This is a genomic window from Anaerococcus ihuae, assembly GCF_928368155.1.
GTDB classification, from domain to species: Bacteria; Bacillota; Clostridia; order Tissierellales; family Peptoniphilaceae; genus Anaerococcus; species Anaerococcus ihuae.
In genome coordinates, this window is record NZ_CAKMRU010000002.1 from 371,534 (window position 1) to 385,149 (window position 13,616).

Genomic DNA, 13,616 nt, shown 5'->3' on the forward strand with positions numbered 1-13,616 from the left:
TTTTATTTCAAACTTTACAAAATCATTAAAAAACTTACATACGTTTTCAATAAAATTATTTTTCTATAAATATTTTTAATTCTTAAAATAAGTATAAGTCAAAACTTATTCTTGACAAAAATCAATAAGTAATGTAAACTATTTCATAGATAATTCTAGAATTTTTCGGAGTGCTGACCGCTCATCAATTTATTTTTGATATGTGGGAAATTTTAAATTTTAACCACTAATCTACAATCATTTTTGATAACCGGGGTTCTCAATTTGGATACTGTCCGCTAGTTAATTATTTTAAATTAATGACCGGGGTTCCTCTGTACAGTTTAACTTATAACTATTAACGTAGCTATTATATGGAGGCATTAAAATGAAAAAGTATCAATTGAATGTACCTACACCACATTCTTACACTTATGTAACAAAAAATATTCCAAACGTAACAATTGAACAAAGAGAAAGAGCATTAAAAGCAACTCACTACAATGAATTTGCATTCCCAGCAGGCATGCTTACAATCGATATGCTTTCAGATTCAGGTACAACTGCGATGACAGATGTGCAATGGTCTGCAATGTTTTTGGGAGATGAATCTTATGGTAGAAATAAGGGATATTATGTACTTTTAGATACATTTAGAGATGTATTTGAAAGAGGAAATGATCAAAAAAGAATAATTGACCTAGTAAGAACTGATTGCGAAGACGTAGAAAAAATGATGGATGAAGTTTATTTATGTGAATATGAAGGCGGATTATTTAATGGTGGATCTGCTCAAATGGAAAGACCAAACACATTTATCATCCAACAAGGTCGTGCAGCTGAATCAGTATTATTTGAACTTGTAAAAAATATATTAAATAGTAGAGAACCAGGAAAAACTTATACAATTCCTTCAAACGGACACTTTGATACAACAGAAGGAAATATCAAACAAATGGGTTCAATTCCAAGAAACCTTTATAATAAAGAATTATTATGGGAAGTTCCAGAAGGTGGTAAATACGAAAAGAATCCATTCAAAGGAAATATGGATACAGAAAAACTAGAAGAGTTAATTACAAAACTAGGACCAGAAAATGTACCATTAGTTTATACAACAATAACAAACAATACAGTTTGTGGACAACCAGTATCTATGGCAAACTTAAGAGAATGCTCAAGAATTGCTCATAAATACGATATTCCTTATATGTTTGATGCAGCTAGATGGGCAGAAAATGCTTATTTCATAAAAGTAAATGAAGAAGGCTACCAAGATAAATCTATAAATGAAATAGCTCAAGAAATGTTCTCATACTGTGATGGATTTACAGCATCTCTTAAAAAAGATGGACATGCAAATATGGGTGGAGTTTTAGCATTTAGAGATAAGGGATTATTCTGGAAGAAATTCTCAGACTTTAATGAAGATGGATCAGTTAAAACTGACGTAGGTATCCTACTAAAAGTAAAACAAATTTCATGCTATGGTAATGATTCATACGGTGGAATGAGTGGTAGAGATATTATGGCTCTTGCTGCAGGTCTTTATGAAGCATCAAAATTTGAATACTTAGATGCACGTACAAAACAATGTGAATACTTGGCTCAAGGATTCTATAAAGCAGGAGTAAAAGGTGTTGTACTTCCAGCAGGTGGACACGGTGTTTATATAAATATGGACGAGTTCTTTGACAACAAGAGAGCTCCAGAAACTTTTGCAGGCCAAGGTTTCTCAGTAGAACTTATTAGAAGATACGGAATAAGAACAGCTGAACTTGGAAACTATTCAATGGAATACGATCTAAAAACACCAGAACAACAAAAAGAAGTAGCTAACGTAGTTAGATTTGCAGTTAATAGAAGTCAACTTAGCAAAGAACATATGGACTATGTAATAGCAGCAGTTAAAGCATTGTATGAAGACAGAGCAACAATACCTAATATAAAAATTGTAAAAGGTCATAGTCTACCAATGCGTCACTTCCACGCATTCCTAGAACCATATGAACCAAGTGAAGAAGAAAAATAAAATTTTTAGCAGAATCCCAAATGGGATTCTGCTAAATTCATAATATTAGGGAGTATGTTATGGAAAATAAAATATCAAACAGAGACGGTTTTAAGTCTAAGTGGGGATTTATCCTTGCATGTATAGGATCTGCAGTTGGAATGGGAAATATTTGGAGATTTCCTATCCTTGTTTCTCAATATGGTGGAATGACATTTTTGATTCCTTATTTTATATTTGTAGTTTTGATAGCTACAACAGGAGTAATAACAGAAATGGCTCTAGGTCGTTCAACAGAATCTGGAACAGTAAGAGCTTTTGGTAAGTGTACTGAATTAAAATATGGAAATAAAAAAATAGGTGAAGGTCTTGGAGTAATACCAGTAGCAGGCTCACTTGCTCTTGCCATAGGCTATACTTGTGTTATGGCTTGGATATTTAAATATACATTCATGGCTTTTTCAGGAGAACTTAGTGGAATGGGTCAAGATATGGACCTAATTGGAAAAACGTTTTCTGAAACAGCAACAGCAATGGGAGCAAATCTTTGGATTGTAGTTGCAATAGTAGTAAGCTGTGTAATTATGATTCTTGGAGTTTCAAACGGAATTGAAAAATCAAATAAAATTATGATGCCAGCTTTATTCATTCTTTTTGTAGGTCTTGCAATTTATATTACAACAATACCAGGCTCAGAAAAAGGATATAAATATATATTTACAATAGATAATGAGTTAATAAAAAATCCAAAAGTTTGGATATATGCTTTTGGACAAGCATTTTTCTCACTTTCAGTAGCAGGATCAGGAACTGTAATTTATGGTTCTTATTTATCAAAAAAAGAAAACTTGATAACATCTGCAAGAAATGTAGCAGTTTTTGATACAATAGCAGCCTTGATGGCAGCATTTGTAATAATTCCAGCTATGGCTACAGCAAATACAGCCCTAGATACAGGCGGTCCTGGCTTAATGTTTATTTATTTAGTAAATGTATTAAACGGAATGCCTGGCGGCAGAATAGTAAGCATAATATTTTATGTTTGCGTATTATTTGCAGGAATAAGTTCAATAATAAATTTATATGAATCATCAGTAGCATATTTACAAGAAAAATTTAATTTTTCAAGAAAAAAATCAACCCTAATAATCCATATATTTGGCTGTGTAATTGCAATATTAATTCAACCAATAGTTTCACAATGGATGGATGTAATTTCAATTTATATCTGCCCACTTGGAGCAGCACTAGCAGCAATAATGCTTTTATGGGTTGCAGGAAAAGATTTCTCACTAAAAGCTGTAAACGAAGGTGCAAAAAAACCAATAGGATCTTGGTATTATCCACTTTCAAAATACGTTTACGTAGGAGCAGCAATAATAGCCTTAATCGCCGGAGCAGTTCTTGGAGGAATAGGCTGATAAAATAATGATAAGCTTATCAAATTAATTAATTTGATAAGCTTATTTTTTTATGAAGAAATAGAAAAATTTTTAAAAAGCAGGATTTATTTTTTCTCAAAGTGTAGGTAAATTAAGTTTAATAATTTATTAAAATTATAAAAATATAATTACGCAAAGAACCATCAGAACTTGTGGATAGATTTTATGATCATTTTTTTCTCGCACACGATAAATCGAAAAGAGCCAATACGGACTCTTGTTTATATTATCGCAATTGGAAATTCAGTTTGAAAAAAGCCTAAACTTAGATAATTAGGATTCAAATAATGGATAAACCAGCCTAGTAATTTATTAATAATTTAATATAAAATTATGCTAGAACCCATCTCGAGCGTAGTCGAGAGATCCCATGAGATTTCTCCGCTCGTTGCACACGATGAATCGTGATAAACAAGCAAAAGTGGCGGTTATTTATCTAATCGAAAGGGGAAATTTTTTAGTTTGTCAACAGTCTAAGCAGGATTTATCCTGCTTTTTTATTTACTGAGCATTTTCTTTTTTTGGTAATTAATTTTAAATAACACAAATTTAATGAAATTAATTTCTTTTGCCTTTCAAAATTTTTATTGGAAAACGGGAAAATGATTTTTTTATTTTGTTTTTATGAAAGTAATTTCAAATTTGATTAAAATCTTGAAAATAAATTTAAGATGGAATATACTTTAATCATCAAGGAGGTTTTTATGGCTGATAAAGTTAATGTAAGTGCTATTGAAAACAAATTAATAGTATCTTGTCAAGCTTTACCTGATGAGCCTTTGCATTCATCTTTTATTATGGGAAGAATGGCAAAAGCTGCTAAAGAAGGTGGAGCAAAAGGTATTAGGGCTAATACCAGTGAAGATATTAAAGAAATACAAAAAGAAGTTGACTTACCTATTATAGGTATTGTTAAAAAAGATTTTGAGGATTCTAAAGTCTACATAACACCAACTATGGATGAGGTTGATGAACTTGTTTCTTGTGGGGCTGATATTATAGCAATGGATGCTACAAAGGACTTCAGACCTGGAAATATTACAATTGATGAATTTTTCAAAAAAGTTAAGGAAAAATATCCAGATAAATTGTTTATGGCTGATTGTTCTACACTTGATGAGGCCATAAATGCAGATAGGCTTGGATTTGATTTTATTGGAACTACCTTGGTTGGGTATACTGACCAATCTAAAAATGATAAAATCGATGAAAATGATTTCGAGATTCTTAGAAATATTATTAAAAATGTAAAGAATAAAGTAATAGCTGAAGGAAATATTAATACACCTGAAAAAGCAAAAAGAGTTTTGGAACTTGGTGCTTATAGTGTCGTTGTTGGATCAATTATTACAAGACCACAAGTTATTACTAAAAATTTTACAGAAAAAATTGATGAATTAAAAAAATAAAAAATATTTAATAAAAGAAAGGGAAAATTATGAGAAATTTAGACAAATATAAGGGAGTTATTCCAGCATTTTATGCATGCTATGATGAAAACGGAGAAATTAGTCCTGAAAGGGTAAGAGAACTTACAAAATACCATATCAAAAAAGGTGTTAAAGGTGTTTATGTTAATGGTTCTTCTGGAGAATGTATTTACCAAAGTGTTGAGGATAAAAAAATTGTTCTTGAAAATGTAATGAAAGAAGCTAAGGGTAAGCTTACTGTTATAGCTCACGTAGCTTGCAACAATACAAAAGATTCTATGGAACTTGCAGCTCATGCTGAAAGTTTGGGTGTTGATGCTATCGCAGCTATTCCTCCAATTTATTTTAGACTTCCAGAATATTCTATTGCCTCTTATTGGAATGATATTTCTTCTGCTGCACCAAATACTGATTTTGTAATTTATAATATTCCACAACTTGCAGGAGTTGCTTTAACACAATCTTTATTTAGTGAAATGAGAAAAAATCCTAATGTAATTGGTGTTAAAAATTCTTCAATGCCAGTTCAAGATATTCAAATGTTTAAACAAAATGCCGGAGATGATTATATAATTTTTAACGGACCAGATGAACAATTTATTTCAGGAAGACTTATTGGAGCTGAAGGAGCAATCGGTGGAACATATGGAGTTATGCCAGAATTGATTTTGAAAATGGATGAATGTCTAAAAAATAAAGATTTAGAAAAGGCAAGAGAAATTCAATATGCTGTTGATTCTATAATTTATAAAATGTGCTCAGCTCGTGGAAATATGTATGCAGTAATTAAAGAAATATTAAGAATTAATGAAGATTTAGATATTGGTGGAGTTAGAAAACCTCTTGAAAACTTGATTGATTCTGATATGGATTTTGTAAAAGAAGCTGCTAAGATGATAAAAGATGCTAAAGAAAAGTATTTAGGTTAAGGTGAATAAAATGCAAGGTTTTACTAAAGTTGATTTAGTTATTTTAATTGTATATTTAGGAGCAGTATTATTTGCAGGCCTTCATTTCTCTAAAAAAGAAATGAAGGGCAAAGAGTATTTTAAGGGTGATGGAACAGTTCCTTGGTGGGTTACTTCAGTTTCTATTTTTGCAACACTTTTAAGTCCAATTTCATTTTTATCTCTTGCAGGAAATTCTTATGCAGGAACTTGGATTATGTGGTTTGCACAACTTGGAATGCTTGTAGCAATTCCTTTTACTATAAAATTTTTCCTACCAATTTATAGTAAACTTGACATAGATACAGCTTATCATTATCTTGAATTAAGATTTGACAGCAAGGGCCTAAGAATTCTTGGAGCAGTAATGTTTATAATCTACCAAGTTGGTAGAATGTCAATTATAATGTATCTTCCATGTATGGTTTTATCAAAACTTATGGGTATAAATGTAAACATTTTAATTATAATTATGGGAGTTATAGCAATTATTTATTCCTATACTGGTGGACTAAAATCAGTTTTGTGGACAGATTTTATCCAAGGATCAGTTTTACTTCTTGGAGTAACTTTTGGACTATTTTATTTAATGGCAAATATTAATGGTGGATTTGGAGCAGTAGCAAACGAACTTTTCACAAATCACAAATTTTTAGCAGTAAACGAACCAATATTTGATGCAAATATATTTAGGGATTCAATATTTTTACTAATAATTGGAGCTGGTTTAAATACAATAGGATCTTATGTTTCAAGTCAAGATATTGTACAAAGATTTACAACTACAACTGATACAAAAAAATTAAATAAAATGATGATAACAAACGGTTGTCTATCAATTTTTATTGCGACAGTATTTTATCTTATAGGAACAGGACTTTTCGTATTTTATAAAGTTCAAGGCAATCCTTTACCACCAGCAGCTCAACAAGATCAAATTTTTGCATCTTGGATAGCTTTTGAGCTTCCAGTAGGATTTACAGGAATATTACTTGCAGCAATTTATGCAGCAAGCCAATCAACTCTTTCAACAGGATTAAATTCAGTTGCATCAAGTTGGGCTTTAGATATTCAATCAAGCTTGAAAAAAGATTTAAGCTTTGAAAAACAAACAAAAATTGGTCAAAGAGTTTCATTAGTAGTAGGGATTTTTGCAATAATTGTTTCAATGATTTTGGCAAATGGAGATATAAAATCTGCCTACGAATGGTTTAATGGATTTATGGGTCTTGTTTTGGGAATACTTGTAGGAACATTTATCCTTGGAGCATTTACAAAAACTGCAAATAAATTTGGAGCAACACTTGCCTTTATCGCTGCAAGCGGCGTTATGATTTATATAAAATATTTCATAGATCCTGCAAAAATTTCTTTCTGGTCATACTCAATTATATCAATATTAGTTTCTTTAGTAGTTGGACTTATTGGATCAGCAATTTACAATAAAGTTAAGGGTAAAGAAACTGTATTACCAAAAAACACAACAATTTATAATCAAAATTAGGGGTAAAGATGATATTTGGAAATATAAAAAATTTAGAAGAATTTGATTATTTAAACGATCAAATAAAAGAATGTTTTGAGTTTTATAAAAACAATGATATGAAAAAAATGGAAAAAGGAAGTCATCCTATAAAGGGAGAAGATCTTTTTGTAAATATAGTAGAATATGAAACTACAAATCCTGAAAATAGATTTTGGGAAGCTCACAAAGATTATCTTGACCTTCACCTTATGCTTGATGGAATTGAACAAATTGATTTAAATTTTATCGATAATATGGACTTGGGCCCATATAAAAAAGAAGATGATTATCAAGCTATGGAAGGCGAAAAAAATTCATCAGTAATTTTAAATGAGGGAGATTTTCTAATTTGTTATCCAAATGATGGTCATATGACAGCCGTAAAAGTTAAAGATCCACAAAAAATTAAAAAAGCAATTTTTAAAATCAAATTATAGGATATAATAGAGGCAGTGTGATGAGCATTTGCCTCTTATTTTTTAAAGGAGATATTATGAAAAAATATATAAGCATAGATATAGGCGGAACTGCCATAAAATATGGACTTATCGATTGTGATGCAAATATTTTGGAAAAGTATGAAATCGATACAAATGCCCAAAAAGGCGGAGACCATATCTTAAATGAGGTTATAAAAATAGTTGGAAATTTTGTAAAAGAAAATCAAAATGACCAAATCATGGGAGTTTGCATTTCAACAGCAGGCGTGGTTGATACAAAAAAAGGCTCAATTTATCATGCATCAGACCTTATCCCAAATTATATTGGCATTAATTTTAAAAAGACCATTGAAGAAAAATTTTCCTTGCCTTGTCAGGTAGAAAATGATGTAAATTGTGCGGGTTTTGCTGAATATAAATCTGGAGCAGGAAAAGATAGTAAAGTTTGCCTTACTCTTACAATTGGAACAGGAATTGGTGGATGTGGAATAATTGATGGAAAAATAATCCATGGGGCAAATGGGTCAGCTTTTGAAGTAGGCTACATGAATATTAGAGATGATGAATTTGAAAAGCTTGGTTCAGCAAAAACTTTGGTAGAAAAGGTTGCAAGAGAAAAAAACGAAGACTTATCTTTGTGGGATGGAAAAAAAGTTTTTCAAAATGCAAAAAAAGGCGATGAAATTTGTATAAAAGCAATTGATGAAATGTGCGATGTTTTAGGTCTTGGTATAGCAAATTTATCCTATATGCTAAATCCTGATACTGTGGTTTTGGGAGGAGGCATAATGGCCCAAGAAGAATATTTGAAAGAAAAAATTGAAGAAAAATTATCTAAATATTTGCAAGAAAGATTTTACAAAAATATCAGCCTAAAATTTGCCAAACACAAAAATTCTGCAGGCATGCTTGGAGCCTATTATAATTTTAGAGAAATTGAAGAAAAGTAGGGGATTATTTTGGAATATTACAATAAATCTGTTGTAGAAATAATAGAATCAAATTATGAAAATTTTACAGAAGTAGAAAAAAATATAGCAGATTTTTTTATATACAACAATAAAAGAGATGATTTTTCAAGCAAAAGTATAGCAGAAAAACTATTTGTATCCCAAGCATCCCTTTCAAGATTTGCACAAAAATGTGGATTTAGAGGATATAGAGAATTTGTATACCAATATGGGCAAGATTTTGTAGAAAAAAAAGAAGATATAAACGGAAATGTTAGCCAAGTTTTAAACACCTACCAAGAACTTTTAAATAAAACCTATAGCCTTATAGATGAAAACCAAATAAAAAGAATAATAAATTATATAAACAAGGCCCACCGAGTTGTTGCTTGTGGGAAAGGCTCATCAGGACTTGCTGCAAATGAAATGGAATTAAGGTTTATGAGAATAGGAGTAAATATTGACTCAATTACAGATTCCGATCAAATGAAAATGAGAGGGGCATTTCACGATGAAAATTCCTTGATTTTTGGTTTGAGTATAAGCGGAAATACAAGCGAAGTTTTGCTCTTTTTATCACAAGCCTACAACAAAAATGCAAAAACAATCCTAATTACTTCTCAAAATAGAGATTTGTACAAGGATTATTGCGACGAAGTAATACTTGTTCCATCCTTAAAACATTTAAACTACGGTAATGCCATAAGTCCACAATTTCCAATTTCAGTAATGGTTGATATTTTATATTCTTATTTTGTAAAAGAAGACAAAAACACCAAGGAAAAACTTCACGGCGATACCCTAAAAGCCTTAGGGACGGAATAATTTATAAAATATTTATCGGTCAAATTTCTTGACAATTTCTACTTTTAAAATATCCTAAATATAGGTGATTAAAATGATTAAAGAAAAAATAGTTGAAAATATAGGAATAATTTATTTAGATAAAAAAGAAGTAATAAATGCCCTAAATTTAGAAATGGTTAAAGATATAGAAAAAACTCTCAAAAAATGGGAAGATGATGACAAAATAAAGGCAGTTTTGTTTGATTCACTTTGCAGGAAAGGATTTTGTGCAGGAGGAGATTTAAAAGAAATTTACAATGACTATCTTTTAAATGATTCTTGCCAAAATAAGGACGAATTTTATGAGGAAGAATTTATCCTCGATAAGTACGTGAAAAATTACAAAAAGCCAGTTATTAGCCATTATTTTGGAATAGTAATGGGAGGAGGAATTGGTCTTAGCATAAATTCTGATTTTATAATTGCAGACGAAAGCGTAAATTGGGCTATGCCAGAAACAAGACTTGGTTTTGTTCCAGACGTTGGAGTATGTAAGCACCTTTCAAAACTTCCCCAAGCCCTTGGTCAATATCTTGGACTTTGTGGAGAAAGTTTAGGGACAAAAGACTTGATTTCATATAATTTGGCAGATTTATCAATAAAATCTGATGATTATGAGAAAGTATTAAATCTTTTATTTGACCTATCTCAAAATTATGAGGGAGAAAAACTAATAAAAGAATTTAGAAAAGAAAGCGAAAAATTTAAAAATACAGAGGAAAATTCTAAAATTTCAAAAGATTTAGAAAAAATAGAAAAATATTTTTCTAAATCTTCCATAGAAGAAATTTTTAATAATTTAGAAGAAAATAAAGAAAAAGACGAATTTGCAAAAAATACTTTGGAAAATTTATACGAAAAATCTCCTTTCATGCTAAAAGTTCAATTTGAAAAATACTTTGTTTGCAAAAACCTAAGCAAAGATGAAGTCTTTGACCTTGATCTAAAAATTTTAAAATATTCAAGAAAAGAAGGCTTGATGGAAGAGGGGATAAGGTCTTTAATAATTGATAAAGAAAAAGCAAATTGGAAGGAAAAATCAGTAAAAGAAGTTTCAGATGAAAAAGTAAAAAAATTACTTGGAATTGAAAAAATGCATAGAGAAAGATAATTTTAAATTATCCCAGTGCGTAGACAAAGTATGAATGTAGGTAATATTTTATTTTAAAATAAAAATAAGCTACGTACCATCTCGACTAAGTGAGTGAAACGAACGCATGGAGAGATCTCATGAGATTTCTCCGCTCGTAGCACTCGGTCGAAATGGGCAAATTTTTAGCTTGTCAACATCCTGAGATAATTTTAAATTATCCTAATTTAAAAAACTCAATAAAATTGGAAAAAGGGAGAAAAAAATGGACGTATTATTAGTAATTGACTTACAAAATGATTTTATTGACGGGGCCTTGGGAAATGATGGAAATGAAAAAATAGTAAAACCAATTGAAAACTTAGTTAAAGACTTTACGGGAGAAGTTATTTTTACCAGAGATACCCACGACAATTCTTATTTAAAAACCCTAGAAGGAGAACACCTTCCAGTAGAACACTGCATAAAAAATTCCAAAGGCTGGCAAGTAAGAATTGATACAAAAAATCACAAAATAATAGACAAACCATCCTTTGGTTCCTACGAACTTGTAGGATATTTAGAAAAATTAAATCAAAAAGAAAAAATCGAAAATATATACATGGTAGGAATTTGCACCGATATTTGTGTCCTATCAAATGCAATTTTAATAAAAAACGCTCTTTTGGACACAGAAGTTTCAGTCATAGAAGACCTGTGCAAGGGAACAAACGAAAAAAATCACCAAATTGCCCTAGATGCAATGAGATCTTGTCAGGTGAATATTATTGATTCAAAAGAAAAATATTAAAATTATGAGAATAATTAAGAAAACGGTAAGAAACGGCAAGAAGTGGTAAGAAAACGGTAAGTAATTTTAAATTTGATAAGTCCCTACCTTATGTATAAATATATAAGCTTATTAAATTTAATATGGTATAATTAAATAAATGTTAGACTTTTTCTTTACTCTTAAGAAAAAGTCACTCGGGGAATTAGCTCAGTTGGGAGAGCGCTTGACTGGCAGTCAAGAGGCCAGGGGTTCAAGTCCCCTATTCTCCACCAATTTTTAAAAACTTGAAAAAATAGGCTTTTGTAATATACTTTAAGTAAGAGGAATTCTTTTATAATCCTTGATTTATTCAGGGAATATGGATGTGAAAAATGTGGAATCACCACAAAAAAAGACAGTAGGTGCGAACTATTGTCTTTTTCTTTGCTTGTTTTCGGAATAATACTTTTTTATAAAAAAAAGTATAAGTCCAACCAACAAGGGAAAAATAAAATTTTCCAATATGGATGTGATCAATGCAATCACCTCTTTTCACCTATTAAGTAATAGGCAAAATTATTATACCAATATTATAAAGAATATAAAAAAGGCAAATCTTGAAAAAATAGGCTTTTGTGATATAATTTAAGTAAGAGAAATTCTCTTGTAAATCCTTGATTAATTCAAGGTATTATGGTGAACAAACATGGCAACCGCCAAAAAAAGACAGTAGGTGTGAACTACTGTCTTTTTCTTTACTTGTTTTCGGAATAATACTTTTTTATAAAAAAAAGTATAAGTCCAACCAACAAGGGAAAAATAAAATTTTCCAATATTATGGTGAACAAACTTCTCACCACCTTTCACCTATTAAATAATAGGCAAAATTATTATATCACATAAAAACATAATGATTTAAAATCAAAAGTTAAATTTTTATTTAAATTCAACCTAGCTTGTAAAAGTCTGGGATTTTTTTGTGAAAAAATTTCTGGATTGAAGATTTTTTGCCCCTATTGTATAATAGAAACAATATTAAATTGAGGTGAATATATGATAAAAAACAGGATGAAATTAATGATAGGAGCCCTTAGTTTAGGACTTATTTTTGGTGGATGTAGCAAGAAAAATGATGGAAATAATCCTTCATCAGATCCTGCAATCCCATATTCTAACAAGGATTCAAATAAATCAAATGAAAAAAATAAAAAATCTGATATTTCCAAAAAAGATCAAGGAAAAATTGTTGATGGCTCAATAAATTCAGAAATTTTAAAACAAAATTGGAAGTACAAGGTATATCTACCAAATGGCTATGATGAAAAAAGTGATGAAAAATATCCAGTTTTATATATGCTACACGGATTTGGAGAAAATTCATCATCAATTCTTGAAAAATCAAATACAAAAGATGTCCTAGATAAAATCATGAAAGATAAAGAAAAGAAGATGATTGTGGTTTTTGTTGATGGCTTTACTTCATTTTTCATAGATAGCGATTATGACAAAAATATGGAAAGTGCAATAAAAGATGAGTTGATTAAAGAAATTGACAAAAATTATAAGACAGATGCAAACAAAATTTCAAGAGCAATCGGAGGAATTTCTGTAGGAGGATATGGGGCAGCAGGCCTTTCTCTAAGAAATCCTGACTTATTTACAAAAGCACTTTTGATTTCTCCAACTCTTTGGGACAAACTTGATGAAGATAGCCTCATTAGAAGAAATTATTTGGCATTTTCAGACGGAAGACAAAATTGGTCAGACGAAGTTTATAAGGAAAAATTTCCTACAAACTTTATAAACGCCCAGTCAAAAGATATTAATTTCTATATAAGATCAGCCGAAGGCGATACAAAAATAAAAATTAACGATATAGAAAAATTCAACAAAAAATTAGAAGAAGCCGAGGTAAACACAGAATTTAAAAAAGATGGCAAAGAATTTGATCATGATTATGATTATTGGAACAAAATAACAGAAGAATCCTACTTGTGGGTTCTAGAACAATTTGAAAAATAGATTACAAATATCCCTTTAATTTTGAAAAAAATTAAGGGGATTTTTTGTTAAAAAATTTTTTTAGAAAAAAATTTATATTTATAATTTATTTCAATAATATAACTAAAATCCGTTGACTAAAAATTTGTAAAGAGCTATAATTGTTATAAGTGAAAGTGTCTGAATTTCTAATAATTTAAGACA

At 30.1% G+C, this 13,616-nt stretch carries 11 protein-coding genes and 1 tRNA gene; all 12 read left to right on the forward strand.

Annotated elements, in window-relative coordinates; all coding sequences use genetic code 11:
- Nucleotides 1-367 precede the first annotated feature (367 nt).
- Nucleotides 368-2,011 (forward strand): tryptophanase, encoded by a 1,644-nt coding sequence (locus L6653_RS06935; RefSeq protein WP_236786205.1) that lies wholly within the window; start codon nt 368-370, stop codon nt 2,009-2,011.
- 59 nt (nt 2,012-2,070) lie between these two features.
- The gene (locus L6653_RS06940; protein WP_236786207.1) at nt 2,071-3,411 is read left to right on the forward strand and encodes a sodium-dependent transporter; all 1,341 of its coding nucleotides are present in this window, start codon (nt 2,071-2,073) and stop codon (nt 3,409-3,411) included.
- 725 nt (nt 3,412-4,136) lie between these two features.
- Nucleotides 4,137-4,841, forward strand: a complete 705-nt coding sequence (locus L6653_RS06945) for an N-acetylmannosamine-6-phosphate 2-epimerase (protein WP_236786208.1) — start codon at nt 4,137-4,139, stop codon at nt 4,839-4,841.
- A gap of 29 nt (nt 4,842-4,870) precedes the next feature.
- Nucleotides 4,871-5,791 (forward strand): dihydrodipicolinate synthase family protein, encoded by a 921-nt coding sequence (locus tag L6653_RS06950; protein ID WP_236786210.1) that lies wholly within the window; start codon nt 4,871-4,873, stop codon nt 5,789-5,791.
- Between the two features lie 10 nt (nt 5,792-5,801).
- Nucleotides 5,802-7,313 (forward strand): sodium:solute symporter family protein, encoded by a 1,512-nt coding sequence (locus tag L6653_RS06955; protein ID WP_236786213.1) that lies wholly within the window; start codon nt 5,802-5,804, stop codon nt 7,311-7,313.
- A gap of 8 nt (nt 7,314-7,321) precedes the next feature.
- Nucleotides 7,322-7,771, forward strand: coding sequence for a NanQ anomerase/TabA/YiaL family protein (locus L6653_RS06960; protein ID WP_236786215.1), 450 nt, complete (start codon nt 7,322-7,324; stop codon nt 7,769-7,771).
- A gap of 56 nt (nt 7,772-7,827) precedes the next feature.
- The gene (locus L6653_RS06965; RefSeq protein ID WP_236786217.1) at nt 7,828-8,724 is read left to right on the forward strand and encodes an ROK family protein; all 897 of its coding nucleotides are present in this window, start codon (nt 7,828-7,830) and stop codon (nt 8,722-8,724) included.
- Nucleotides 8,725-8,733: 9 nt separating this feature from the next.
- Nucleotides 8,734-9,549, forward strand: coding sequence for a MurR/RpiR family transcriptional regulator (locus L6653_RS06970; protein ID WP_236786218.1), 816 nt, complete (start codon nt 8,734-8,736; stop codon nt 9,547-9,549).
- Between the two features lie 73 nt (nt 9,550-9,622).
- Nucleotides 9,623-10,681 carry an enoyl-CoA hydratase/isomerase family protein gene (locus L6653_RS06975; RefSeq protein ID WP_236786220.1) on the forward strand — a complete coding sequence of 353 codons (1,059 nt, stop codon included), beginning with the start codon at nt 9,623-9,625 and terminating at the stop codon, nt 10,679-10,681.
- A gap of 244 nt (nt 10,682-10,925) precedes the next feature.
- The gene (locus L6653_RS06980) at nt 10,926-11,450 is read left to right on the forward strand and encodes a cysteine hydrolase family protein (RefSeq protein ID WP_236786222.1); all 525 of its coding nucleotides are present in this window, start codon (nt 10,926-10,928) and stop codon (nt 11,448-11,450) included.
- 178 nt (nt 11,451-11,628) lie between these two features.
- Nucleotides 11,629-11,704, forward strand: a tRNA-Ala gene (locus L6653_RS06985).
- Between the two features lie 760 nt (nt 11,705-12,464).
- Complete coding sequence (locus L6653_RS06990; protein ID WP_236786224.1) at nt 12,465-13,433, forward strand: alpha/beta hydrolase; 969 nt, start codon at nt 12,465-12,467, stop codon at nt 13,431-13,433.
- Nucleotides 13,434-13,616: the final 183 nt, after the last annotated feature.